A 24,899-nucleotide genomic window follows, 5' to 3' on the forward strand; every position below is an offset into this window, starting at 1 on the left:
GCCGGAACCCACACGCGTGGGTTCCGGCCCGTCGCCGTGTCCCGATCACGGGTCGGTGCGGTCGCCGGGCGCCGGCGTCGAACTCAGCGCAGCGGATCAGGCAACGTGTACAGCGTCACCAGCACCACTCGATCACCCGTCGCGTCCATGGTCATCCGCACCCGTTGGCCGGGCCGCAGGAAGCGCATTCCGCCGGCGTCGAACGCCGCCGCGTCGAAGGGCACGGGAGAGCCGTCGTCGAGCAGCACGACGCCCTCTCGCGAATCGGTCTCGAAGGTATACACGGTGCCCTGCATGCCCTCATTGTGACGGCTGCCGCGCCGCCCGCCGATCCGACGCGGCGTCAGGAAGCGGCGGCCCGAGGCGAAAACGGCACGGACGGGAGCACCGCGGCGGTGGCCGTGCCGACGCCGAGCGCGATCGCGGCCCGCAGATCCTCGCCGGTATCCACGTCCCGGCGCACCGAATCCACGTCGTAGGGCGTGAGTTCGACCGCTCCCGAGGCCAGGTGCCGAGCCCGAGAGCGACCCTCGAAGCCGGGCGCCAACGACACTCCCGGCGCGGCGGTCAGCAACGTGGTGCCCACCCCCGCCGCGTCCGCCAGGAAGGCCCGCCGCGCGAACGTCGCGGCGGCCAACACCCGATCCAACTCCTCGGCCCGCAAAGCCGGAAGGTCGGCGGACAGCGCGGCCACCCCGGTCCGCGGTCGTGCCGCGCCGGCCGACCGGGCCCCGTGCGCGAGCGCGGCGTTCAGGCCGCCGCCGACGTCGGCCAGTACGTCCGCGCCGAGCGCCCGGATCGCGCCGGCGACCCGGACGTCGTCGGTGACCACGAGCACACCGTGCACGCGCGGGCAGGTCAGCGCCGCCCGCACGGTGTCGAGCGCGAAGGCGAGGGCGAGTTCGGGGCGATGGCCGGGACCGATCGTGCCGGCGAGGCGGCTCTTGGCGATCGACAACGGCTTCACCGGCACCACGAGCCGCCACGCGCGCGTGCCGGAGGGTGCGGTGCGACCGTTTCCGGCGGGCCGGCGCCGATCGGTGGAATCCGTGGCGGGGGACATCGGCAAGATCCTCGCATCCGTACCGTAAGCCCATATCCTCGTCGGTCGACGAGGACGTTTCTCGACAATGCGGAAGGCCCGGGGGAAACTATGGGGTCCGCGTGTACAGAATCGATGTTCCGTCAGAATCGATGTTCCGCGCTTCTCGCGGGGAACGTCGATTGTGTGAGGAGCGACACGGCAGCGGAACTCCACAGCGGGACTTCCGCGTCGACACGCACAGATCTGAAACACATGAACGGGAGGAACGCCGGTGGCCCGCCGAAGGATCGGTTTCTGGTACCGCCTGGCGGTCGTGGTGATCAAGCCCCTGTTGTTGCTGTTCACCAAGCGTGACTGGCGGGGCACCGAGAACATCCCGACGTCGGGCGGGTTCGTCACGGCGGTGAACCACATCTCCTATGTCGACCCGCTGACCTACGCGCACTATCAGTACGACAGCGGCCGGGTGCCGCGCTTCCTGGCGAAATCCGGCCTGTTCAAGATTCCCTTCGTCGGCCGGGTGCTGGCCGGCGCCGGCCAGATCCCGGTCTATCGGGACTCCGCCGATGCCGCGCTCGCGTTCCGCGCGGCGGTGGAGGCGGTCGAGAAGGGCGAGTGCGTCGCGGTCTACCCGGAGGGCACCATCACCCGGGACAAGGACCTGTGGCCGATGCCGGGCAAGACCGGCGCGGCCCGGATCGCGCTGAGCACCGGCGCCCCGGTCATCCCGATCGCCCAGTGGGGCGCACACGAGCTGTTGCCGCCGTACGGCAAGCGCCCGCGCCTGCTGCCGCGCAAGACCATGCACATACTGGCCGGCCCGCCGGTGGACCTGGACGAGTTCCGCGGCCGTGAACTGACCTCCGACGTGTTGCGCGGGGCGACCGATCGCATCATGGAGGCGGTGACCGAATTGTTGGCCGAGCTGCGCGACGAGCCCGCCCCGCCGGACGCCGGCGTGCGTCGGGTGTCCGGCCGCCGGTCGGAGGCCGGGATCGAGCCGGTCGAGCCGGACCCGGTCGAGCACGACCTGATCAAGACGGGCTCGGTCGAGAAGAGCCTGGTCGAGCAGGTCGCCCGGCCGGAGCCGAGCCACGCCGAGCCCGCGCGCAAGGACACCGCGAAGGTCGAGACCGAGCACCCGGTGGGCGAGCGCGCCGGGACCGAGCACACCGAGGATGGCCGCGCATGACGCGCTGCGCGGTATTCGGCATGGGTTCCTGGGGCACCGCCTTCTCGATCGTGCTCGCCGAGGCGGGTTGCGACGTGGTGATGTGGGGCCGGCGCCAGGAGATGGCCGACGCGATCAACGTGCGGCACGAGAACGACGAGTACCTGCCCGGGATCGCGCTGCCGGTCGGGATCCAGGCCACCACGGACGCGGCGAAGGCGGCCGAGGGCGCGGAGTTCGTGGTGCTCTCGGTGCCGTCGCAGACGTTGCGCGGCAACCTCACCACGTGGGCGCCGTTGCTCTCCGACGAGGCGATCCTGGTCAGCCTGATGAAGGGCGTCGAACTGGGCACCGCCAACCGGATGAGCGAGGTGATCCGCGAGGTCACCGGCGTGCCCGAGGGCCGGATCGCGGTGGTCAGCGGGCCCAACCTGGCGCCCGAGATCGCCCAGCGCCAGCCCGCCGCGAGCGTGGTGGCGTGCGTCGACGAAGAGGTCGCCCGGCGACTCCAGGCGGCCTGCCACACGTCCTACTTCCGCCCGTACACCAACACCGACGTGGTCGGCGCCGAACTCGGCGGGGCGGTCAAGAACGTGATCGCGCTCGCCGTCGGGATGGCCGACGGCATGGGCATGGGCGACAACACCAAGGCCACGCTGATCACCCGAGGGCTGGCCGAGACCGCCCGACTGGGCGCGGCGATGGGTGCCGACGCGCACACCTTCGCGGGCCTGGCCGGCCTCGGCGACCTGGTGGCCACGTGCACCTCGCCGCTGTCGCGCAACCGCACGTTCGGCGAGAAGATCGGCCGCGGCATGCCGATCGAGGAGGCCGTACGGGACAGCCGACAGATCGCCGAGGGCTTCAAGTCCTGCGAATCCGTGCAACTGCTCGCGCGGCGGTACGGGGTGGAGATGCCGATCACCGACGTGGTCGTCTCGATCATGCACGGCGGGAAGCCGCCGTCGGTCGGCATGGCGCTGCTTTCCCGCTCGGCGAAGCCGGAGCGTTAGGGCGCTGCGCGCGGTGGTGGCCGTGCCGCCGGTGGCCTCCGGCCGTTCTCCTCGCGGGTTCGTCGATCATCGGTCGACGATCGAGTCCGCGGGCGCCGACGCGCCGGGGGAGCGGCCGGGGGCGTCGCGGTGTCCGGCTCGGTCGGTGGTTCGTTCGGTCGCGGCGCGGTCGGATCGGGGCCGAGTGCCGTGTGGGTTCGGTGACTTCGATGCCTGTGCCGGGCGGGCCTCGGCGCATTCGAACAGCAGGAGGGATAGGGTCGTCCGACCATGAACGACGTTTCCGCCACCCCCCACCCCAGTTCGCGCCCCCGCGTCGCGGTCGTCTTCGGCGGCCGCAGCTCCGAGCACGCGATCTCCTGCGTCACCGCAGGGAGCGTGTTGGCCGCGATCGACCGCTCCAAGTACGACGTGCTGCCGATCGGCATCGGCACCGACGGGCGTTGGCTGCTCGTCGGTGACGATCCCGAACGGCTGGCGATCCGCGGCGACCGGCTGCCCGCGGTGGCCGATGTCGCGGACTCGTCCGCGGCCGTCATGCTTGCCGCCGACCCCACGTCGCGCGAGATCACCGTGCTCGAACCCGGCGCCTTGCCCAAGCTGCTCGGCGAGATCGACGTGGTCTTCCCGCTCCTGCACGGCCCCTACGGCGAGGACGGTACGTTCCAGGGCTTCCTGGAACTTGCCCAGGTCCCGTACGTCGGGTCCGGCGTGCTCGCCAGCGCGGCGAGCATGGACAAGGAGTACATGAAGGCCCTGTTCAGCGGGTTCGGCCTGCCGTCGGGCCCGTACGCCACGGTGCGCCCGCGGGAATGGGAGCGCGACCCGGCCGCCGTGCGCGAGGCGGTCTCCTCGCTCGGCTTCCCGGTGTTCGTCAAACCGGCCCGCGCCGGCTCCAGCATGGGCATCACCAAGGTGCACCGGATCGAGGACCTGGACGCGGCGATCGAGGAGGCCCGCCGACACGATCCCAAGGTGATCGTCGAAGGCATGCTGGTCGGGCGAGAGATCGAGTGCGGCGTCCTGGAGTTCGAGGACGGGCCGCGCGCGAGCCTGCCGGCCGAGGTCCGGGTCGGCGGGGAGCACGAGTTCTACGACTTCGCCGCGAAGTACCTGCCGGACAACGGCACCCAGTTGGACGTGCCGGCGTCGCTGACCAAGGAGGAGACCGCCGAGGTGCAGCGGCTCGCGGTCGCCGCCTTCGAGGCGCTGTCCTGCGAGGGGCTGGCCCGGGTCGACTTCTTCCTGCTGGAGAACGGCCACTTCGTGATCAACGAGGTCAACACGATGCCGGGCTTCACCCCGGTATCGATGTTCCCGAGCATGTGGCAGGCGACGGGCGTGGACTATGCCGAGCTGGTTGACCGCCTGATTCAGGCAGCGTTGCGACGGCCCAACGCTTTGCTGCGTTAGTTGGGCGGGTTGGTTGGTAGGTAGGTAGGGGTGGGTCGGGGTTTGGTGAGGCCGGCCCACCTGGGGTTTGAGTGGCTGGGTCGTTGGGCGGGGGCGGTGTTCGGAGCTGGGTCGTGAGTGGAGCGAGGTGGGAAGCCCACGACGCGGGCTCAACTCCCTGACCGGGCCGGGGTCGTGAGCGGAGCGGGCGGGGTGGGCGGCTTTCGGCGATGCGGCGTTGCTCTTTATTGGGCGCCTTCGGCGCCGGCTCGCGAGGCACCACTTTTTGCTCCCCCGCTGACGCTCCTCCGCAAAAAGTGGCCCCTCGCTCGTGACTTCGTGTCCCTGCGCTTCGCTCCGGGCCACGAAGTCTTTGTTTTGCGGCTCCGCCGCTCTCCGCGCTGCGCGCGTCGATCGCGCGGCTTGCCTGTCTCGGGGGCGCTGACGCGCCCGGGGTGTGGTGGGTGGGCGGGGCCTACGAGGTCTTGGCTGGGGTGGGGGCGCTGACGTGGTGGGGGTCAGTCGGGTTCGGTCAGGTTCAGGGTGGTGGGGACGGCGTGGGTTACCGCTTCGGCGATGTCGGTGAGGGGGGCGGCCGGTTCGGCGAATTTTTTGGGGACGGTCATTTCGACGTTGGCTTCGCGGTAGACCGTGGTGAAGCGGACGCCGTCGGCGTACTTCGCGAAGTTCCAGATCACGCCGTTGACGGTGACCGAGTCGCGGGGTTCGGAGCCGACCTTGTCGGGGTCCACCACGCGCAGCGAGGCGGGCAGACCCACGCCGCAGCGGAGCACGATCGCCGGGTTTCCCCAGGCGGCGGTCAGGGTGGACTTCGGCGAGGTCTTGCGGGCCTCGGCGTCCATCACCTTCGCGGGGAGTGCGTCGTGCAGGGCGCGACACGCGTCGGTCGCGGCGCCCGGTGGCGGAGTCGGCGCCGCGACCTCGATGTTGCCCGAACCGCTGTCGCACGCCACGGCCAGCGACAGTGTGACCGGGAGTAGTCCGGCGAGGATTCGAGAGGAACGCACGGGCTCGATCCTAGATGTCCCGTGCGTCGGACCACGTTCGCGGGTCAGCCCAGGTTGACCACCGGACAGGTCAGGGTGCGGGTGATGCCGTCGATGCGTTGCACCTCGGCGACCACCATGCGACCCAACTGGTCGACATCGGGGGCTTCGGCCCGCACGATCACGTCGTAGGGGCCGGTGACGTCGTCCGCTCTGGTCACCCCCGGCAACTCGGCGATCGCTCTGGCCACCGCAGCCGAACGGCCGACCTCGGTCTGGATCAGGATGTATGCCTGTACCACCACGGCCTCCCGGCGCGCAGGATGATGGGATCTTGACGTGATCCCCGCTGCTGCGACCATTGTCGGCCCGGTGGGGCTTCGGCGACCACAGCGGAAGTCGATGGATCACGGGTGACGGATCACAGCTCAACACGGGCGACGAGGCGGATCAAGGCTGATGGGCATGGCAGGAGAGCGGCGATGAGCGGGACGCTGGGCGATCTCGGCGAATTCGGCCTGATCGGGGCACTGGTCGCCCGCGTGCCGACGGGGCCGCACGTGTCCCTGGGGCCGGGCGACGACGCCGCCGTGATCGCCGCCGCCGACGGGCGGGTGGTGGCCACCATGGACCTGCTCGTCGAGGGGCGACACTTCCGGCGGGACTGGTCCACCGCGTACGACGTCGGCCGCAAGGCCGCCGCACAGAATCTGGCCGACGTGGCGGCGATGGGCGCCGTGCCCACCGCGCTGCTGATCGGTCTGTGCGGCCCGCGCGACCTGCCCACCGGGTGGGCGCTGGAGCTGTACGACGGCCTGCGCGACGAATGCGCGGTGGTCGGCGCGGGCGTCGCCGGCGGCGACGTCGTGGGCAGCGACACCGTCACCGTCGCGGTGACCGCGCTGGGCGACCTCCAGGGCCGGGCGCCGGTGGTCCGCTCCGGGGCCCGTCCCGGCGACGTGCTCGCGGTCGCGGGCTGGTTGGGCTGGTCGGCGGCGGGGCTGGCGATCCTGGGCCACGGGCACCGCGCGCCGCGCGCGTTCGTGGAGGCACACCGCCGGCCCGAGCCGCCCTACGACGCCGGTCCCGGTGCGGCGATGCTCGGCGCGACCTCGATGATCGACATCAGCGACGGCCTGCTCGCCGACATGGGCCACGTCTCGCGCGCCTCCGACGTGCGGATCGACATCCTCACCGCCCGGCTGGACGTGCCCGCCCAGATGCGCGATGTGGCCCGGGCGCTGGGCGCCGACCCGCTGAACTGGGTGCTCACCGGCGGCGAGGACCACGCCCTGGTCGCCACCTTCCCGGCGGGCACCGCGTTGCCCGCGCGCTGGCGGGTGATCGGCCGCGTACACGCCGGCACCGGCGTCACCGTGGACGGTCGGGACCCGGGCCTGGCGGGCGGATGGGACCACTTCGACCGGGGCTGAGGGGCGCGCACGCCGAGGGTGCGGGCGGCGTGGATAGGCTGCCGGGATGGTGCAGACTCCTCCGCGCGTGCTCACGGTGGCCGGCTCCGACTCCGGCGGTGGCGCCGGGATCCAGGCCGACCTCAAGACGATGCTGGCCCACGGCGTACACGGGATGAGCGTGATCGCGGCGGTGACCGCGCAGAACTCGCTCGGTGTGCAGGGCTACTGGGAACTGCCCGCGGAGGCGGTGCGGGCGCAGTTCCGCAGTGTCGTGGACGACATCGGTGTACAGGCGATCAAGACCGGGATGCTGGCCTCGCCGAACCTGGTGGCGGTGGTCGCCGCGCTGCTGGCCGAGGTGTCCGCGCCCGTGGTGGTCGATCCGGTGGCCTCCTCCAAGCACGGCGACACGTTGCTGGCGAACGACGCGCTGGAGACCCTGCGCAGCAGGCTGCTCCCGGTCGCCACGATCGTCACGCCCAACCTGTACGAGGTCGAGCTGCTGACCGGGCACAAGGTGCGCGAGCGGGCCGACATGCGCGGCGCGGCCGAGGCGGTGCGGGCGTTCGGTGCGCGCTGGGTCCTGGTCAAGGGTGGTCATCTCGAAGGAGAGGCCGCCGACCTGCTGTTCGACGGGACGCGTGAGTACTGGTTCACCAGCCCGCGCTATGACAACCGGCACACCCACGGCACCGGCTGCACGTTGGCGAGCGCGATCGCCTCGCGGCTGGCCCTGGGCGACACGGTGCCGGACGCGGTCGCCGCGGCCAAGGAATACGTCACCGGCGCGATCCGGGCCGGCTTCCCGCTGGGCGAGGGGATCGGGCCGGTCGATCACGCGTGGCGGTGGCGGGAAGGGTTCTGACCCGGAGGGGGCCGGGACTCGTCGCCTCGGGCGACGGGTCCCGGTTCACTCGACGGGCGGGCACGCCGGACAAGCCGAAGGGCCGGTCCACCGTGAGGTGGACCGGCCCTTCGAAGTCGAGCAACTAGCGGGAAACCTTGCCCGCCTTGATGCAAGAGGTGCAGACATTGAGGCGCTTCGGCGTGGCACCGACCATCGCGCGCACCGTCTGGATGTTGGGGTTCCAGCGACGGGGCGTCCGGCGGTGAGAGTGCGAAATGCTGTTGCCGAAGCCCGGCCCCTTGCCGCAGACGTCGCAGTTGGCAGCCACGGGAACACTCCAAAGACGAATGGGAATTGCGTACGAACACGTGCCGGCCGAATGCCGGACAACCGCAGAAGAGTAACCGACGAACCATGCGATGCGCGAACCCGGGATGATCCGGGCATACGCAATCAGCCGATCTCGTCATGCTTCCCGCCAAGCCTAACCCATCCGGGTGGGCCGCTTCACCGCTCCCCGTCTCGATAACGTGACCGGCGGACGGGACGCGCAGAGACGGATTCGTACAGGAGGTGGGCGTGCAGGGCCTGCTGGGAGAGCTGGACGGTCCGGCGGTACGCCGCTGGGGTCGCGTCGCCTTGGAACTGATGGGGCGAGCGCGCGAGGAAATCGACGCCCTCAACGTGTATCCCGTCCCCGACGGCGACACCGGCACCAACCTGTTCCTGACCCTGGAGTCGGGAACGGCCGAGGTCGACGCGCTGTTCGTTCGCGACCTGCCCGAGCCCGACCTGCCGACCGCCTTCCGGGCGCTGGCGCACGGCGCGTTGATGGGCGCGCGCGGCAACTCCGGGGTGATCCTCAGCCAACTCCTGCGCGGCATGGCGGAGCGCCTGGAGGCCGAACAGGTCGCCGCGCTCGAAAGCGGCCGCGCGGTGCCCGCCGGGCTCGCCCTGGCGCACGCGCTGTGCACCGCCGCCGACGCCGCCTACGCCGCGGTGGCCCGGCCGGTCGAGGGCACCATGCTCACCGTGGCCCGGGCCGCCGCCGACGCCGCGGCCGGCGCGGGCGAGGAGCTTCGGCCGGTGGTCCGGGCCGCGGCGACCGCGGCGCGCGGCGCCCTGGCCCGCACCCCCGAGCAACTGGACGTGCTGCGCCGGGCGGGCGTGGTGGACGCGGGCGGGCGTGGCCTGACCGTGCTCCTGGACGCGCTGCTCGCGGTGGTGACCGGCGAGCGCTCGGCGTACCGGATCCACCCGCACCAGGTGCAGACCCCGGTGCCGGTCCCGTTCGCCGCACCGGACGGGCCGGACACCTCGACCGAGGGCCCGGGCTTCGAGGTGATCTACCTGCTGGACGCGCCCGACCACGCGCTGCCGGCACTGCGCGAGCGGCTCGGCGCGCTCGGCGACTCGCTCGTGGTGGTCGGCGGCGAGGGATTGTGGAACGTGCACGTGCACGTGGACGACGCGGGCGCGGCGGTCGAGGCGGGCATCGAGGCGGGCCGGCCGTACCGGATCCGGATCACCCACCTGGAGCGCACCCTCGCCGGCCTCACCGCGCCCGAGCCCACCCCCACGCGCGGGATCGTCGCGGTCGCCCAGGGCGGCGGCCTGGCCACGCTGTTCGCCGAGAACGGCGCGCACGTCGTACAGGCCGGACCCGGCCGGCGGCCCTCCACCGGGGTCCTGGTCGACGCGATCCGGCGCACCGAGGCGCGCGAGGTGGTGCTGCTGCCCAACGACGCCGACTGCCACGCGGTGGCCGGGGTGGCCGCCCAGCAGGCCCAGGCGCACGGCATCCGGGTCCAGGTGATCCCGACCAAGGCGGCCGTACAGGGCTTGGCCGCGCTCGCCGTGCACGAACCCGGCCGGCGCTTCGACCAGGACATCGTCGGGATGACCTCGGCCGCCGGCGCCACCCGCTACGGCGCGCTCACCGTCGCCGTGCGCGAGTCCTGGACGATGGCCGGCGTCTGCCAGGCGGGCGACGTGCTCGGCGTGATCGAGGGCGACATCGCGGTGATCGGCCACGACCAACGCGAGACCGGCACCGTGCTGGTGGACCGCATGCTCGCGGGCGGCGGCGAACTGGTCACCCTGGTCACCGGCAGCGCCTGCCCGCCGGGCCTGGCCGCCGCGATCGAGCGCCACCTGCGGGCCACCCGGCTCGGCGTGGACGTGATGGTCTACGAGGGCGGCCAGGAGGTGTATCCGCTGCTCATCGGGGTCGAGTAGCGGCGACTCGGCGCTTGGGCGGCCTCGATGACAGCGTCGACCAGTACCGTTGGGCGGCATGTCGCGCCTTGACGAACCGCTGAAGAAACTCGTCGGCGACCGCACGGCGACGGTGCTGGCCAAATCCCTCAAGCTGGACACCGTCGGAGATCTGCTGCGCCACTACCCCCGGCGCTACGCGGAGCGCGGGCGCCTGACCGACCTCTCCCGCCTGGAGCCCGAGGAACACGTCACCGTGATGGCGGAGATCGCCAAGGTGACCAAGCGGCAGTTCCGCAATCGGCGCGGCAACCTGCTCGAGGTCGAGGTCACCGACGGGCGCGGCAAGCTCACCCTGATCTTCTTCAACCAGGCGTGGCGCGAGGAGGAACTGCGCCCGGGCCGGCGCGGCCTGTTCGCGGGCAAGGTGGGCCGGTTCAACAACGTGATCCAGCTCAGCCAGCCCGACTATCAACTGGTCGGCGAGGACGATCAGGACGGTGTGGCGAACCTGTTCGCCGGCGCGCTGATCCCGGTCTATCCGGCCGCCGCCAACATGCCGTCCTGGAAGATCGCGCAGTGTGTGGGCATGGCGCTGGACACGCTGGGCGCGGTCGGCGACCCGCTGCCCGCCGAGATGCGCGAGCGGCGCGGCATGCCGGGACTGGCCGAGGCGCTCGTCCAGGTGCACCGGCCGGCCTCGTGGGACGACGTCACCGCGGCCAAGGACCGGCTCAAGTGGGACGAGGCGTTCGTCCTGCAGATCGCCCTGGCCCGCCGCCGTCGGGACGCGCGGGCGCTGTCCGCGGTCGCCCGCCCGCGCCGCGCGAACGGCATCCTGGACGCCTTCGACGCCCGCCTCCCGTTCGAACTCACCGACGGGCAAAAGGAGGTCTGCGCCGAGATCGAGGCCGACCTGGCCACCGAACATCCGATGCACCGCCTGCTCCAGGGGGAGGTCGGGGCCGGCAAGACGCTCGTCGCGCTGCGGGGCATGTTGACCGTGGTCGACGCCGGCGGACAGACCGCGTTGTTGGCGCCGACCGAGGTGCTCGCGCAGCAGCACTATCGGTCGATCGTGGAGATGCTCGGACCGCTGGCCGAGGGCGCCGGGATGCTCGGCGGGTCGGAGATCGGCACCAAGGTCACCCTGCTCACCGGCTCGATGGGGGTGCCCGCGCGCCGTGCCGCGCTGCTGGACCTGGTCACCGGTGAGGCCGGGATCGCGATCGGCACGCATGCGCTGATCGAGGACAAGGTGGGGTTCCACGACCTGGGCTTGGTCGTGGTCGACGAGCAGCACCGCTTCGGCGTCGAACAGCGCGACGCGCTGCGCGGCAAGGGCAAACGTCCGCCGCACCTGCTGGTGATGACCGCCACGCCGATCCCGCGCACGGTGGCGATGACCGTGTTCGGCGACCTGGAGACCTCGATCCTGGCCCAGCTCCCGTCCGGCCGATCGCCGATCGCCACGCACGTGGTCCCGGCCAAGGAGAAGCCGCACTTCCTCGACCGCGCGTGGCAGCGGGTGCGCGAGGAGGTGGAGAACGGCCACCAGGCCTACGTGGTGTGCCCGCGGATCGGCGACGAGGAGGACGACCCGAAGGCGAAGAAGAAGGCCAAGAAGAAGGCCAAGGCCGCGAAACCGGCCGAGGACCTGCCCGCCGAGGCGTACCTGGACGACCCCGAGGACATCGGCGCGGACGCCGCGGACGGCGAGGAGCGGCGACCGCCGCTGGCCGTACTCGATGTCGCCGCGGCGCTGACCGCCGGTCCGCTGGCCGGGCTGCGGATCGCGGTGCTGCACGGCCGGATGGCGCCGGACGACAAGGACGACGTGATGCGCCGCTTCACCGCCGGCGAACTGGACGTGCTGGTGGCCACCACGGTGATCGAGGTCGGCGTCAACGTGCCCAACGCGACCGCGATGGTGATCATGGACGCCGACCGGTTCGGCGTCTCCCAACTGCACCAGCTCCGCGGCCGAGTCGGCCGCGGCAGCGCTCCCGGCCTGACCCTGCTGGTCAGCGAGATGCCCGGCGGCACCTCCGCGCGCGAACGCCTGGACGCGGTCGCGGCGACCCTGGACGGATTCGAGCTGTCCCGGATCGACCTCGAACAACGCCGCGAGGGCGATGTGCTCGGCGACGCGCAGTCCGGCTCGCGCTCGTCGCTGCGCATGCTCGAGGTCGTCCGGGACGAGGAACTGATCGTGGCCGCTCGCGAGGAGGCGAGCACGATCGTGGCGAACGATCCGGACCTGGTCGAGCACCACGACCTGCGCAGCGCGCTGGCCAGCATCCTGGACGACGAGCGCGCGGAGTACCTCGACAAGGGCTGACCGCCCTCGTTCCGCTCCCGCGCGCCCCCACGGCTCACCCGTTCGGAGCACGCGGAACAGCTCGTCGGTTGGTTACCAATGGGCCATGGACGCACGTACGGGGGACCAGGGCTTCGACGCGCTCTTTTGCGGGTTGCTCCCTCGGTTGTATCGACGGGCCGTGTTGCTCGCCGGCGAGGGCAGCGCCGAGGACGCGGTGCACGAGACGTACCTCAAGCTGGCCCGCAGACCCGACCGGCTGCTCGGCCATCCCGAGCCCTACGCCTACGCCTTCCGGGCCCTGGTCAGCGTCACCCGCGACATGTGGCGCGTCCGCAGCCGCCAGGTGTTGCTGCCCGAACCGCCCGAGCCCGCGGAGCGGGCCCGGTCCGGCGCCGGCGACGACGCGATCGCCCGGCGCGAGGCCGAGTGGGAGGCGGTACGGATGCTCGGCTCGCTGCCCGCCAAACAGGCCGCCGCGGTGCTCCTGGTCGACCTGGACGGATACACGATCGATCAGGCCGCCGAGATCCTCGGCGTGCACCGGGGGACGGTGTCCCGCTCACGCGAGCGTGCCCTGACCCGGCTGCGGGTCGGTCTGGGCGGCCCCACCGGACGGTTCCGCCGCCGGGATCGACACGAAGGAGTCTCCCGGTGAACCCGTTGCCCCCCGATGTCGACGACCCCGACGTCGCGGTCGCCGAACTGCGAACCCGGCTGCGCGACGCGGACGCCGCGTGTGTCGAACCGCCCGGCCTGGCGCTGCGGGTGCTGCGCCGGCCCGCACCGCGCCCGGTGTGGCGCGGCGCGTTCGCGGTGGTGCTCGCCGCGGTGCTGGTGGTCGCCGTGGTCGGCCTGGGTGCCTTCCTGGCCGGCCGGCACGACCCGGTCGACCGGCCGACCCCCAGGCCGCCCGCCGCGCGTGCGGTCAGCGTGCAGAGCGAGGTCTTCAACTCCGAGGTGCCGTGCCGCGAGCTGCGCACGATCGAGTGTTCGCTCGGCGTCTTCAAGGAGGCGAGGTTGTCGTCGCGGACGGCCGATCTGGCCGATCGGGTCTGGCACGGCGACCGGCTGCTCCTGGTCTGCCTGCGCGCGGACGGTCCGCGGGTGACCGACGAGACCGGCGTCGGGTCCAAGCACTGGTATCGGGTGGTGGTCCTGGGCACCGGTGCCGAGGGCTGGCTGCCCGGCGTGCGCACCCGCAACGAGGCCGAGGTACCGGACTGTTCCTTCTGAACGCGGCGGGCGAACGCAAGTCGCCCGTGCCGTTGCCGTCGACGTGACGGTTCGCTGCGGGCGACCTGCCGGTGTCTTTGGGTGAACGAGGCGTCGCGCACCGTACCTCGGCCCGGATTTCGTCGGCCGCGACCAGTCGATAGCGTTGACCCCATGCCGGATACGTACGCCGGGCCCGCCCGCAGCGCCGCCCACGAGCCCGCCCACCGCCCGCGAGCACGCGCATGACCCGGGTGATCGCCGGGGCGGCGGGCGGCCGACGCCTGACCACCCCGCCCGGCGAGAACACCCGGCCGACCTCGGACCGGGCCCGCGAGGGACTGTTCTCCACCCTTCGCTCGTTGCGCGGCAACCTGCACGGCGCCCGAGTGCTCGACCTGTTCGCGGGCTCCGGCGCGGTCGGCCTGGAGGCGCTGTCCCGCGGCGCGACGCGGGCGCTGCTGGTCGAGTCCGACCCCCGGGCGGCGAACACGATCCGCACGAACATCCGCCTCGTCGCATTGCCCGGCGCGGAGCTGCGGTCGGCCCGCGCGGAGAAGACGGCCGCGATCCCCTGCGTCGAGGAGCCGTACGACGTCGTCTTCCTCGATCCGCCGTACGCGGTCACCGACGGTGACGTGCGCGCGCTGCTCGAAGCACTGGCCGAACACGGCTGGTTGGCGCCCGAGGCGCTGATCGTGGTCGAACGGGCCACTCGTGGTGGGCCATTCGCGTGGCCCGCCGATTTCGCCGAGATCAGATCCCGTCGCTACGGCGAGGGAACGCTCTGGTACGGTCGCGCCGCGCAAGCCTGACCAGGCGGGCGGGCCATCGGGCCCGGACCCGTCGGCACCCGATTTCGAGGGGAACCTCCGTTGCGTCGAGTCGTCTGCCCCGGTTCGTTCGACCCGGTCACCAACGGCCATCTGGACATCATCGGACGGGCGTCGAGCCTGTACGACGAGGTCTACGTGGCGATCGGTTTCAATCGTGCCAAGCGCTCGGGTCTGTTCACCATCGAGGAACGCATCGAGATGCTCCACGAGGTGGTCGAGCAGTACCGGAACGTCAAGGTCGAGGCCTTCGAGGGGTTGCTGGTCAACTTCTGCAGGGAACGCGGGATCCCGGCCATCATCAAGGGTCTGCGGGCCGTCACCGACTTCGACTACGAGTTGCAGATGGCGCAGATGAACTACGGTCTTACCGAAGTGGAGACGTTGTTCGTCGCGACGAACCCCCTCTACAGCTTTCTGTCGTCGAGTCTCATCAAAGAGGTCGCGACGTACGGAGGCGACGTGTCCGGCCTGGTGCCGGAGACGGTGCTACGTCGGCTCACCGAGCGGCTCGCGCAGGGCTGACGCGGCACGTGCCTCGTTGTCGGGCCGACCGCCCGCGGCGAGTCGGTCCGTCACGCGATGCCGGCGAACACGACGGCTACCGTCGGTTTGAGGAGAGAGAGCAAGCCCGTGGACGTGCAGCCCAAGCTCGATGAACTGATCGCTCTGGTCGAGAACGCGCGCTCGATGCCGATGTCGGCGTCGTGCGTGGTCAACCGTGCGGACGTGGTGGCCCGGCTCGAGGAACTCAAGAACCTGCTGCCCGCCGAGTTCGACCACGCCCGCCGAGTGCTCGGCGACCGCGAGTCGGTCATCGAGGAGGGGCGCCGCGAGGCCGAGCGGGTGCTGGCCAACGCGCGCGAGGAGCGCGGCTCGCTGATCGCCGACACCGAGGTGGCCCGCGAGGCGTACGGCGAGGCCGACCGGATCCTGTCCGAGGCCCGGCGCGAGGCCCAGCGCATCCGCGAGGAAGCCGACGACTACGTCGACCAGAAGCTGGCCAACTTCGAGGTCGTGCTGACCAAGACGCTCGGCGCGATCGGCCGGGGCCGGGACAAGATGCGCGGTCGCCGCCCGTCCGACGAGCTCGGCGAGTACATGCAGGCGCAGGAGCTGGCCGACGCCCAGGCCAAGGGCCGTCCGGGCAGCCTCCAGGCCCAGCTCGACGGCCACGAGGAGACCTTCGCCGCGCCGCCCGCCCCGGAGTACCCGGCCGCGCCGCCCACCGCGCCGACCGTGCCCGCGCAGGCCGGCCCGTACGGCCAGGACACCTATGCGCAGCCCGGCTACGGACAGCCCGCCTACGCGCAGGGCACCGGCCCGGACAACGGCTACGCCGGTGGCTACGAGGGTCAGTACGACATGCAGCAGTACGATCAGCACGGGCAGCCGCAGTACCCGGCGCAGCACAACCCGGCCCAGCACACTCCGGCGAGCACCGGGCAGCAGCCCGCCTACGACCCGCAGGCCCAGTACGCGCAGTCGCTGGACGAGACCAGCTTCTTCGACACGAGTCTGATCGACGTCCGCCAGTTCCAGCAGGACGGCGGTCGGCAGTAGCCCGCTCGCGCGAGCGGGCCCGGCGATCGAAACGTGCCGCTCGAATGGCCCCGTTTGGGGCCTGGCGCGCCGGCTGCGATACTCTTACGGACCGACCCTGCCCGAGGCGTGTTTTCCGCGTGCCCCGAGGGTCGGCACCCTGACCATCGAAGCCCCCCGCGACCCGGGGGGTGGCACTGCATGAGGTAGGACATCCTGGACCGCTTGGATCACCGCAAGCCGCTCGTCGTCGATACACGCGAGCTGGGGCGTCGGCCTGGATCCATGCTGAAGGTGTCCCGCTCCGTGCCGGCCCCGGTGGACATGGGCGTGGCAGACGTGATCGGCGCTCCCGAAGGTGCCCCCATCCAGCTCGGTGTCCGACTGGAAGCGGTCATGGAGGGTGTGCTGGTCACCGGCGTCGCACAGGTGCCGCTGACCGGTGAGTGCGTCCGGTGCCTGGAACCGCTCGAGCGCGAGCTCACGGTGCGTTTCCAGGAGCTGTACGTCTACCCGGACGCGGACGCCGACGAGGACGCCTTCCGGCTCACGGACGACTTGTTCGACCTGGAGCCGGTGCTGCGGGACGCGACGGTGCTCGCACTGCCGCTCTCGCCGCTGTGCCGGGAGGACTGCCCGGGTCTGTGCTCCGAATGCGGAGCACTGCTCGCGGAGGACCCCGACCACAGTCACGAGCTCGCCGATCCCCGGTGGGCGAAGTTGACCAACATCTTCGACGGACCTTCCGCCGAAGCCGACGTTGACGGCGCGTCCAGCGCCGACGAGAACCAGGAGAAGTAGCCGTGGCTGTTCCGAAGCGGAAGATGTCGCGCAGCAACACCCGGCACCGCCGGAGCCAGTGGAAGGCCACTGCCGCCAACCTGGTGACCTGCGAGCGCTGCCGTGAGCCGAAGCTGTCGCACATCGCGTGCCCGAGCTGCGGCACCTACAACCGCCGCCAGGTCCTCGACGTCTGATCAGGCCGGTGGTCGTTCCGGTGACGGAATCACTCGCGCAATACGCGGATCTGGAAGGGCGGCTGGGCTGGTCGCTCGATGCCGCCCTTCTGGAACGCGCCCTCACCCATCGCTCGTACGCGTACGAGCACGGCGGGCTCCCGACCAACGAGCGCCTGGAATTCCTGGGCGACTCGGTGCTCGGTCTCGTCGTCACCGACACGCTGTACCGCAGGCACCCCGACCTGCCCGAGGGTCAGCTCGCGAAACTGCGGGCCGCCGTCGTCAACTCGCGCGCCCTGGCGGGCGTCAGTCGGCGACTCGACCTGGGCGCCTTCATCCGGCTCGGCCGAGGTGAAGTGGGCACGGGTGGGCGAGACAAGTCCTCGATCCTCGCGGACACCCTCGAAGCCATCCTCGGTGCGGTGTACCTGGACCAGGGTCTCGACGCGGCGACCGAACTGATCCACCGGTTGTTCGATCCACTGATCGAGCAGTCGGCGAATCTCGGCGCGGGCCTGGACTGGAAGACCAGTCTCCAGGAGCAGACCGCCGCGGCGGGAATCGGAGTGCCCGAATACGTGGTCTCCGAGACCGGTCCCGACCACGAGAAGACCTTCACCGCCCTCGCCCGGGTCGCGGGTGTCGATTACGGCACCGGTGTCGGGCGGAGCAAGAAGGAGGCGGAGCAGCAGGCCGCCGAAAGCGCTTGGCACTCGATCCGGGCCAAGTACGGAGACGGTTCCGGCACGCAGCCGGCCACCGCGTAGTCTCCGAGCCAATGCCTGCCGATAGGTAAGTTCGAACCGGTCACCGACCTCACGGTCGCCCGGCACGACCTCACCTACCGGCAGGCATTTTCGCATTCCCGGTACCGGCCCGCCGACGTTTCTCGCGTCGCGGGTCGAGGCCGTCTCCCGTCGTGTCGTCTCCGGTTGTGCCGTCCCCAGGGGGAGTGCAAGGTGCCCGAACTGCCCGAGGTCGAGGTCGTCCGTCGCGGACTGGAGAAGTGGGTGGTGGGTCGCACCATCGCGCACGTCGAGGTCACCCACGAGCGTGCCGTGCGGCGCCATTCGGCGGGCCTGGTGGACTTCGCCGACGTGCTGGTCGGCGCCCGGGTGCACGCCGCCCGACGGCGCGGGAAGTATCTGTGGTTGCCGCTGGTGGCGCCCGAGGCCGAGGACCCCGAGGACGCGCTGCTCGCGCACCTGGGCATGAGCGGCCAACTGCTGGTGCAACCGCCCGAGGCGCCCCGGGAGAAGCACCTGCACGTGCGGTTCACCTTCACCGACGGCGGGCGCGAGCTGCGCTTCGTCGACCAACGCACGTTCGGCGGGCTCGCGGTCGAGCGCGGCGGCGCCGAACTGCCGCCCTCGATGGCGCACATCGCCCGCGATCCGTTGGACCCGCTGTTCGACGACGCGCTCTTCCACGCGGCGCTGCGCCGGCGCAACACCGAGATCAAACGGGCCCTGTTGGACCAGTCCCTGGTCAGCGGGATCGGCAACATCTACGCCGACGAGGCGCTGTGGCGGGCCCGGCTGCACGGTGCCCGGCAGACCGGCAACCTCACCCTCGCGCAGACCACGTTGCTGCTCGCGTCCGCGCGGGACGTGATGACCGACGCGCTGGCCGCGGGCGGCACCTCCTTCGACAGCCTGTACGTCAACGTGAACGGCGAGAGCGGCTACTTCTCCCGCGCCCTGGACGCCTACGGCCGCGAGGGTGAGCCGTGCAACCGGTGCGCGACGCCGATCCGACGGATCTCGTTCATGAATCGCAGCAGTTACTTCTGTCCGGTCTGTCAGCGCACGCCACGCAAGCCGACGGCCGGGGCGTAGGCACCGCAATCCAGGGAGCGCGTGTCATGGGATTCAACGGGGACATCGTCGTCGTGCGCGGGGCGCGGCCGTTGTCCGAATACGCGCCGCACGTGGACACGGCGGCGCACCCGGCCCGGACGATGTGGGAGTCGCCGGACGGCTGGACCACGACGCATGTGCGGCACGGGGACGACCCGTTCGCGTTCGAGCGGCCGTGGCTGGAGGCGCTGGCCGCGAAGGCGGACTCGCCGGTGCTGGTGTGCTGGGTCTTCGAGACGCACGTCGCGCACGTCCAGGGGGTGAGCGAGGAGGGCGCCTGGGAGGCGTGGCTCAATCCCGGGGAGGCGGCGGCGCACCTGGCGATGGGCCGGCTCGAACTGGAGGCGGCGCGCACCGGGACGGAGGTCTTCGACGGCGGCGAGCTGCGGCGACCGGAACGCTACGCCCAACTGCGCGACGAGGTGGGCGAGGTGCTGGACCGGGCCCGGCCGAAGGTGGTCGACGCGGCGGTGCGCTGGGCACGGGCGGCGGGTCGCACGGCGGCGGCGGAGGCGGTCGACCTGGTGCTGGCCCGCAACCAGGGCGAATCCGGGCTGTACGTGTTCGGTCTGCTGGCGGATCGGCTCGGCGTCGGGCCGCGCTGAGGAACGGGCCCGCGCCGTCTGCCGGAAACGCCCGGGGTCAGCGGCCGAACTCCTGGGTCCACCAAGGGCCGTTGCCGCCCTCCTTGATGCCGACGCCGATCTTGGTCAGGCTGCAGTCGAGGATGTTGCGGCGGTGGCCGGGGCTGTTCATCCAGGCCCGCATCACCGCGTCGGCGGTCTTTTGGCCGCGGGCGATGTTCTCCGCGCCCAGGTAGGTCACGCCGGCCTTCTCGGCGCGGTCCCACGGGGTCAGGCCCTCGGGGGTGTTGTGGTCGAAGTAGTCGCGGGCGGCCATGTCCGCGCTGTGTGCGCGGGCCAGGGCGACCAGCTTGGCGTCGTTCTTGACCGGGCCGCAGCCGGCGGTCGCGCGCTCCTCGTTGACCACCGCGAGCACCCTGTCCTCGGGGCCGCTCGGCGGGTTCGACGCGCTCGTGCTCGGGGTGCCGGCGGGCTTGCTCGGCGTCGCGGTCCGGCTCGGGACGCCGGTCGCGCCGGTGGTCGGCGCACCGGGCGTCGTGCTCGTGGTGGGCGCGGTGCTCCCCGTGGGCAGCGCGGTCCGGCCGCTGGTCGCCGCGCCCGGGAGCAGACTGCGGGACGCCTCGTCGCCGGTGCGGTCGGCGCCGACGGCGCCCGGTGCGGCGGAACCGTCGAGGGCATGCCCCGGAAGGGGTCCTTCGGCGCCCGCCACCCGATTGGCGGAGGACTCGCCCGCCCGGTTCGAGACGACCAGGCCGGCCACTGTGCCACCGACCGCGAGCAGGGCCAACAGGGCGATCAACGGAGCCAGACGGCGGCGGCGCGACTTCGCGCGTCGTCGATGCGGGTGGGCCGAGGCCGAGGTACGACTGTGCCGAGCCATGGAGGGTTGCGTCACCTTCCGGCAGGGGATATTCACTCACCCGAACGGGTGACATGCCGGAGTGACTCTAGGGCACAGCCGACCAGAGTTGACGGACAACCGGAATCTTCTTGACTGGGGAGGTCGAAAGATGATCTCGTACACCCAGCACGACAGCCGTCACCCCAGTCCGCGGTCGAACCGCGTTTGATCGGGTGAAGGTCTCGTTATCGTGCCGTTATGATATTGACCTCCTGCGATTTTGGTGCGACGCTGGAAGCCCGCGCACCCTATCAGGAGCCTTGCGGCCGGGTGCCACATTTAGACCCGCGAATCTGCGTGGTCATTCATTTTCAGCGTGGAGGACCCTCTCATGGCGAAGGCGCTTCTCGGTTACGTCGGCGGCCCCGATCCCCGACTGCTCGCCGAGAATCGACGGCTCCAGCAGCGTGTTCGTGACCTGGAAACGGAACTTGTCCGTGCCCAGGAGCGTAACGACGCGCTCAACGCCGCCGCTTCGGACGAGCTGCTTGCCGGCTTCGACGTCTCCGCGGCAGAACCCGCGCTTTCGCGAGCGTAGGTCCGCGCAAGCGATAACCAGGGACGCCTTCAGGCGTCCCTTTGTCGTTTCCGGCCACGGTCGTGTTCCGCCCGTTACCCGGGATGTCATCCGGTTGGTGGCCGGGTGTTGCTCCCGGCTGGTCTCCGGCTCCTGCGTCCGGCTCCGTGGTTGCGACCCGTGGTCCCGATCCCGCGCGACCCGTGTGGCGCGCGCCGTGATCCGCGCACCCGGTACTTCGATTCCCCTGCTGCCGTCCCCGCCCTGCCCCCTTGTGCCCACCCGCTCGCTTCCAGCGGTTGATACCCCCATCCGTGGCGCTCGACACGCCCTCGGACGGACCGAGCGGGCGAATCGTCCGGGTCGTGCCGACTACCCTTTCGTCGCGTGCACCTGAAGAGTCTGACCCTGCGTGGCTTCAAGTCCTTCGCGTCGGCGACGACGCTGCGCTTCGAGCCGGGAATCACCTGTGTGGTCGGACCCAACGGCTCCGGCAAGTCGAACGTGGTCGACGCGCTGTCGTGGGTGATGGGCGAGCAGGGTGCCAAGACACTGCGCGGCGGCAAGATGGAGGACGTCATCTTCGCCGGCACCTCGGGCCGACCGCCGCTCGGGCGCGCCGAGGTCAGCCTGACCATCGACAACACCGACGGCGCGCTGCCCATCGACTACTCCGAAGTCACCATCGCCCGGCGGATGTTCCGCAACGGCGGCTCCGAGTACGAGATCAACGGCAGCACCTGCCGGCTGCTGGACATCCAGGAACTGCTCTCCGACTCCGGCATCGGTCGGGAGATGCACGTGATCGTCGGCCAGGGGCGACTCGACTCGGTGTTGCAGGCCGATCCCGCCGGTCGACGCGCGTTCATCGAGGAGGCCGCGGGTGTCCTCAAGCACCGCAAGCGCAAGGAGAAGGCGCTGCGGAAGCTGGACGCGATGCAGGCCAACGTGACCCGGGTGCAGGACCTGACCAACGAATTGCGCCGGCAGCTCAAGCCGCTCGGGCGTCAGGCCCAGGTGGCCCGCCGGGCGGCGGCGATCCAGGCCGACCTGCGGGACGCGCGGCTGCGGTTGCTCGCCGACGACCTGGTACGGCTGCGGTGCGCGCTGGCCGAGGAGGTCGCGGACGAGGCCGCGCTGCGCGAGCGGCGCACCGCGGTGGAGCGCGAACTCGCGGTGGTCCAGGCGCGGGAGGCGCAACTGGAGGCCCAGGTGCGGGCGATGGCGCCGCGGCTGGCCCGGGCGCAGGAGACCTGGTACGCGCTGTCCGCGCAGGCCGAACGGGTGCGCGGCACGGCGGGGCTGGCCCGGCAGCGGGTCCGGCACGCGAGCTCGCCGCCCGCCGACGAGCGGCGCGGACGCGACCCGCAGGAGATGGAGCGCGAGGCGGAGCGGATCCGCGAGCAGGAGGCCGAACTCGCCGCCGCACTCGAATCGGCGCAGGTCGAACTGGCCGAGACGGTGGAGCGGCGGGCCGAACTCGAAGGTGCCCTGGTCGAGGAGGAACGCCGGCTCAGGGAGGTCGCCCGGGCGTTGGCGGATCGCCGCGAGGGATTGGCCCGGCTGGTCGGCGGGGTCGGCGCCGCGCGCAGTCGGGTGGCCGCGGCGGAGGCCGAGATCGGTCGCCTGGTCGGCGCGCGGGACGAGGCGGTGCAACGGGCGGTCGCCGCGCAGGAGGAGTACGAGCAGCTTCGGCTGGGTGTCGAGGGCGGGCCGCCCGAGGACGGCACGGCCCCGGACGGCGGCGGGGGACTCGCCGCGATCGAGGCCCGGTTGGCCGCGGCCCGGGAGGTGCTGGCCGAGGCCGAGGAGGCGCTCGTGCTCGCCCGCGACGCGGAGCAGGAGGCCGAGCGGGAGCGGTCGGCGGTGCTCGCGCGCAAGGAGGCGCTGGAGCCGGCGCTCCGGCGCAAGGACGGCACCGGCGCGCTGCTGGCCGCGGGGGATCGGCTGTCCGGCGTGCTGGGCACGGTGGCCGCGCTGCTCACCGTCGAGCACGGGGCCGAGCAGGCGATCGCGGCGGCGCTGGGCGCGGCCTCGGACGCGGTCGCGGTGACCGGTGTGCGGCCGGCCGTGGACGCGTTGCGGCTGTTGCGCGAGGACGACGCGGGTCGCGCCGCGCTGCTGCTCGGCGGGGTCGAGGCGGACGGGCCGACGGCCGGTGGGCCGGCGGCGTGGCCGGAGTTGCCGGCGGGCGCGGTCTACGCGACGCGCCTGGTGTCCGTACCGCCCCGGTTGCGCGGCGCGGTGGATCCGCTGCTCGATCGGGTCGCGGTGGTCGAGGATCTGGCCGCCGCCGCCGAGTTGGTCCAGGCGTTGCCCGGGGTGCGCGCGGTCACCCGGGACGGCGATCTGGTCGGCGAGGGCTTCGCGCACGGCGGGTCGGCGAGTGCGCCGAGTCTGCTGGAGGTGCAGGCGGCGGTGGACGAGGCGACCGAGCGGGCGAAGGTTTTGGGCGAGCGGTGCGCGCGGTCGGCCGAGGCGCTGGCCGGTGCGCTGGCGACCCGGCGGGAGGCGGCGGCCGAGGTCGAGCGGATCACCGCGCGGCGGCGCGAGGCGGAGCACCAGGCGGCCGCGGCGGCTCGGCAGTTGGGCCGGCTCGGCGGGCAGGCCCGGGCGGCGGCGGGCGAGGCCGAGCGGTTGGCGGGCGCGGTGGCCGCGGCCGAGGCGGCGCGCGCTCAGGAGGAGCTCAAGGCCGAGGAACTCGACGCCCGGTTGGCGGCGGCGCGGGAGTACAACGCGGCCGAGGGCGACGAGGAGCCGGACACCGCCGAGCGGGACCGGCTCGCGGGCGCCGCGAGTGCCGCCCGGCAGGCCGAGATGGAGGCGCGCCTGGCGGTGCGTACGCACGAGGAGCGGGTCCGGTCGCTGGTCGGTCGGGCCGACGCGCTCGACCGGGGTGCGCGGGTCGAGCGCGAGGCGCGGGCGAGCGCGGCCCGGCGACGCGAGCGGATGGCGGTGGAGGCGCGGATCGCGGGCGCGGTGCTCGCGGGCACCGAGGTGCTGCTGCGCTTCGTCGAGGCGTCGTCGGTCCGGGCCGGGGCCGAACGCGATGCGGCGGAGGGAGCCCGGGCCGCACACGAGGCCGAACTGGCCCGTGAGCGCGGCCGGTCCCGCGGCTTCGCCGCGGAGTTGGAGAAGTTGACCGACTCGGTGCACCGGGACGAGATGTTGCGCGCGGAAAAGCGACTGCGGGTCGAGCAGTTGGAGGCCAAGTCCCTGGAGGAACACGGGATCGAGGCCGAGGGCCTGCTGGCCGAGTACGGCCCGGACCAACTTGTCCCGCCGTCGCCGCCGGCCGAGGGCGAGGAGCGTGCCCCGGATGCGCCCGAGGCGCTGCCGCGGCCCTACGTCCGGGCCGAGCAGGAGAAGCGGCTGCGCGCGGCGGAGAAGGCGCACGTGCAACTGGGCAAGGTGAATCCGCTGGCGTTGGAGGAGTTCGCCGCCTTGGAGGAGCGGCACAACTTCCTCACCGAGCAGTTGGAGGACCTGAAGAACACCCGCCGGGATCTGATGACCGTGGTCAAGGAGGTGGACGCGCGGGTCGAACAGGTCTTCACGGCGGCCTTCCACGACACCGCGCGCGAGTTCGTGGGCGTGTTCGCACGGCTGTTCCCGGGCGGCGAGGGTCGGCTGATCCTGACCGACCCGGACGACATGCTCACCACCGGCATCGAGGTGGAGGCCCGGCCGCCGGGCAAGAAGGTCAAGCGGCTGTCGCTGCTCTCCGGCGGCGAGCGCTCGCTGACCGCGGTGGCCCTGCTGGTGGCGATCTTCAAGGCCCGACCCAGTCCGTTCTACGTGATGGACGAGGTCGAGGCGGCGCTGGACGACATGAACCTCCAGCGGCTGATCGGGATCTTCGCGGAACTGCGGGAGAGCTCGCAGCTCATCGTGATCACCCACCAAAAGCGCACGATGGAGGTGGCCGACGCGCTGTACGGCGTCTCGATGCGCGGCGACGGGGTCACCACGGTGATCAGTCAGCGGCTGCGTCAGGAGGATCGGCGGGTCGCGTCCGAGCACGCCGAGCCGATGAGCGGGGTGGCCGCGGGCGGGTGAACG

At 71.9% G+C, this 24,899-nt stretch carries 25 protein-coding genes; 19 read left to right on the top strand and 6 right to left on the bottom strand.

The annotated features are described in order from the left end of the window. Positions 1 to 83: 83 nt before the first annotated feature. Together ACFXMF_RS18085 and cofC are read right to left on the bottom strand one after the other, a co-directional pair. Positions 84 to 296, bottom strand: a complete 213-nt coding sequence (locus tag ACFXMF_RS18085; RefSeq protein ID WP_360310697.1) for a hypothetical protein — start codon at positions 294 to 296, stop codon at positions 84 to 86. 47 nt (positions 297 to 343) lie between these two features. Continuing rightward, the gene (gene cofC, locus ACFXMF_RS18090) at positions 344 to 1,063 is read right to left on the bottom strand and encodes a 2-phospho-L-lactate guanylyltransferase (RefSeq protein ID WP_360310695.1); all 720 of its coding nucleotides are present in this window, start codon (positions 1,061 to 1,063) and stop codon (positions 344 to 346) included. A gap of 253 nt (positions 1,064 to 1,316) precedes the next feature. On the opposite strand from cofC, the gene ACFXMF_RS18095 reads away from it, so the two are divergent. From ACFXMF_RS18095 to ACFXMF_RS18105, 3 genes are all read left to right on the top strand, one after another. Further along, positions 1,317 to 2,237 (top strand): lysophospholipid acyltransferase family protein, encoded by a 921-nt coding sequence (locus ACFXMF_RS18095; RefSeq protein ID WP_360310693.1) that lies wholly within the window; start codon positions 1,317 to 1,319, stop codon positions 2,235 to 2,237. Next, on the top strand, positions 2,234 to 3,229 hold the full coding sequence (locus tag ACFXMF_RS18100; RefSeq protein WP_360310691.1) for an NAD(P)H-dependent glycerol-3-phosphate dehydrogenase: 996 nt from the start codon (positions 2,234 to 2,236) through the stop codon (positions 3,227 to 3,229). Before ACFXMF_RS18095 ends, ACFXMF_RS18100 begins: the two co-directional genes overlap by 4 nt. Positions 3,230 to 3,499: 270 nt before the next feature. After that, positions 3,500 to 4,642, top strand: a complete 1,143-nt coding sequence (locus ACFXMF_RS18105; protein WP_360310689.1) for a D-alanine--D-alanine ligase family protein — start codon at positions 3,500 to 3,502, stop codon at positions 4,640 to 4,642. Between the two features lie 497 nt (positions 4,643 to 5,139). On the opposite strand, the gene ACFXMF_RS18110 is transcribed toward ACFXMF_RS18105, so the two are convergent. Together ACFXMF_RS18110 and ACFXMF_RS18115 are read right to left on the bottom strand one after the other, a co-directional pair. Further along, positions 5,140 to 5,649: a DUF3515 family protein gene (locus ACFXMF_RS18110; RefSeq protein WP_360310687.1), complete on the bottom strand. Its 510-nt coding sequence runs from the start codon at positions 5,647 to 5,649 to the stop codon at positions 5,140 to 5,142. A gap of 44 nt (positions 5,650 to 5,693) precedes the next feature. Next, entirely contained in the window at positions 5,694 to 5,930 is a 237-nt protein-coding gene (locus tag ACFXMF_RS18115) for an Lrp/AsnC ligand binding domain-containing protein (protein ID WP_360310685.1), read from the bottom strand. 180 nt (positions 5,931 to 6,110) lie between these two features. Between ACFXMF_RS18115 and ACFXMF_RS18120 the strand changes: the two genes are divergently transcribed. Further along, positions 6,111 to 7,061 (top strand): thiamine-phosphate kinase, encoded by a 951-nt coding sequence (locus ACFXMF_RS18120; protein WP_360310683.1) that lies wholly within the window; start codon positions 6,111 to 6,113, stop codon positions 7,059 to 7,061. Positions 7,062 to 7,107: 46 nt separating this feature from the next. Then, positions 7,108 to 7,908 carry a bifunctional hydroxymethylpyrimidine kinase/phosphomethylpyrimidine kinase gene (gene thiD / locus ACFXMF_RS18125; RefSeq protein ID WP_360310681.1) on the top strand — a complete coding sequence of 267 codons (801 nt, stop codon included), beginning with the start codon at positions 7,108 to 7,110 and terminating at the stop codon, positions 7,906 to 7,908. Positions 7,909 to 8,032: 124 nt separating this feature from the next. On the opposite strand, the gene rpmB is transcribed toward thiD, so the two are convergent. Then, complete coding sequence (gene rpmB, locus ACFXMF_RS18130) at positions 8,033 to 8,218, bottom strand: 50S ribosomal protein L28 (RefSeq protein WP_079026714.1); 186 nt, start codon at positions 8,216 to 8,218, stop codon at positions 8,033 to 8,035. Positions 8,219 to 8,463: 245 nt separating this feature from the next. On the opposite strand from rpmB, the gene ACFXMF_RS18135 reads away from it, so the two are divergent. From ACFXMF_RS18135 to ACFXMF_RS18190, 12 genes are all read left to right on the top strand, one after another. Next, positions 8,464 to 10,128: a DAK2 domain-containing protein gene (locus tag ACFXMF_RS18135; RefSeq protein ID WP_379989189.1), complete on the top strand. Its 1,665-nt coding sequence runs from the start codon at positions 8,464 to 8,466 to the stop codon at positions 10,126 to 10,128. Between the two features lie 58 nt (positions 10,129 to 10,186). Continuing rightward, positions 10,187 to 12,448 carry an ATP-dependent DNA helicase RecG gene (gene recG, locus ACFXMF_RS18140; RefSeq protein WP_379989190.1) on the top strand — a complete coding sequence of 754 codons (2,262 nt, stop codon included), beginning with the start codon at positions 10,187 to 10,189 and terminating at the stop codon, positions 12,446 to 12,448. Positions 12,449 to 12,533: 85 nt separating this feature from the next. Next, on the top strand, positions 12,534 to 13,085 hold the full coding sequence (locus ACFXMF_RS18145; protein ID WP_360310675.1) for an RNA polymerase sigma factor: 552 nt from the start codon (positions 12,534 to 12,536) through the stop codon (positions 13,083 to 13,085). Next, positions 13,082 to 13,663, top strand: a complete 582-nt coding sequence (locus ACFXMF_RS18150) for a hypothetical protein (protein ID WP_360310673.1) — start codon at positions 13,082 to 13,084, stop codon at positions 13,661 to 13,663. The genes ACFXMF_RS18145 and ACFXMF_RS18150 overlap by 4 nt, the downstream gene beginning before the upstream one ends. Before the next feature lie 224 nt (positions 13,664 to 13,887). Then, positions 13,888 to 14,457, top strand: a complete 570-nt coding sequence (gene rsmD / locus ACFXMF_RS18155) for a 16S rRNA (guanine(966)-N(2))-methyltransferase RsmD (protein WP_360310671.1) — start codon at positions 13,888 to 13,890, stop codon at positions 14,455 to 14,457. 60 nt (positions 14,458 to 14,517) lie between these two features. Beyond that, entirely contained in the window at positions 14,518 to 15,000 is a 483-nt protein-coding gene (gene coaD, locus ACFXMF_RS18160; RefSeq protein ID WP_360310669.1) for a pantetheine-phosphate adenylyltransferase, read from the top strand. Between the two features lie 108 nt (positions 15,001 to 15,108). Further along, positions 15,109 to 16,038: a cell division initiation protein gene (locus ACFXMF_RS18165; protein ID WP_360310668.1), complete on the top strand. Its 930-nt coding sequence runs from the start codon at positions 15,109 to 15,111 to the stop codon at positions 16,036 to 16,038. A gap of 264 nt (positions 16,039 to 16,302) precedes the next feature. Next, positions 16,303 to 16,818, top strand: coding sequence for a YceD family protein (locus ACFXMF_RS18170; protein ID WP_360310666.1), 516 nt, complete (start codon positions 16,303 to 16,305; stop codon positions 16,816 to 16,818). A 2-nt stretch (positions 16,819 to 16,820) separates the two neighbouring features. Then, positions 16,821 to 16,994 carry a 50S ribosomal protein L32 gene (gene rpmF / locus ACFXMF_RS18175; protein WP_026218805.1) on the top strand — a complete coding sequence of 58 codons (174 nt, stop codon included), beginning with the start codon at positions 16,821 to 16,823 and terminating at the stop codon, positions 16,992 to 16,994. An 8-nt stretch (positions 16,995 to 17,002) separates the two neighbouring features. Then, positions 17,003 to 17,743: a ribonuclease III gene (rnc, locus tag ACFXMF_RS18180; protein WP_379989192.1), complete on the top strand. Its 741-nt coding sequence runs from the start codon at positions 17,003 to 17,005 to the stop codon at positions 17,741 to 17,743. Positions 17,744 to 17,935: 192 nt separating this feature from the next. Further along, positions 17,936 to 18,814 (top strand): bifunctional DNA-formamidopyrimidine glycosylase/DNA-(apurinic or apyrimidinic site) lyase, encoded by an 879-nt coding sequence (gene mutM, locus ACFXMF_RS18185; RefSeq protein WP_360310663.1) that lies wholly within the window; start codon positions 17,936 to 17,938, stop codon positions 18,812 to 18,814. Between the two features lie 26 nt (positions 18,815 to 18,840). Continuing rightward, positions 18,841 to 19,440: a hypothetical protein gene (locus ACFXMF_RS18190; protein WP_360310661.1), complete on the top strand. Its 600-nt coding sequence runs from the start codon at positions 18,841 to 18,843 to the stop codon at positions 19,438 to 19,440. 37 nt (positions 19,441 to 19,477) lie between these two features. Here the strand turns inward: ACFXMF_RS18190 and ACFXMF_RS18195 are convergent, their stop codons facing one another. Further along, on the bottom strand, positions 19,478 to 20,299 hold the full coding sequence (locus tag ACFXMF_RS18195) for a CAP domain-containing protein (protein ID WP_360310659.1): 822 nt from the start codon (positions 20,297 to 20,299) through the stop codon (positions 19,478 to 19,480). Positions 20,300 to 20,651: 352 nt separating this feature from the next. On the opposite strand from ACFXMF_RS18195, the gene ACFXMF_RS18200 reads away from it, so the two are divergent. Next, on the top strand, positions 20,652 to 20,858 hold the full coding sequence (locus ACFXMF_RS18200; protein WP_078975259.1) for a hypothetical protein: 207 nt from the start codon (positions 20,652 to 20,654) through the stop codon (positions 20,856 to 20,858). Positions 20,859 to 21,224: 366 nt separating this feature from the next. Continuing rightward, positions 21,225 to 24,896: a chromosome segregation protein SMC gene (gene smc, locus ACFXMF_RS18205; protein ID WP_379989193.1), complete on the top strand. Its 3,672-nt coding sequence runs from the start codon at positions 21,225 to 21,227 to the stop codon at positions 24,894 to 24,896. Positions 24,897 to 24,899 lie beyond the last annotated feature (3 nt).

The organism is Embleya sp. NPDC059213, assembly GCF_042754445.1.
In the GTDB taxonomy this organism is placed as follows: Bacteria; Actinomycetota; Actinomycetes; order Streptomycetales; family Streptomycetaceae; genus Embleya.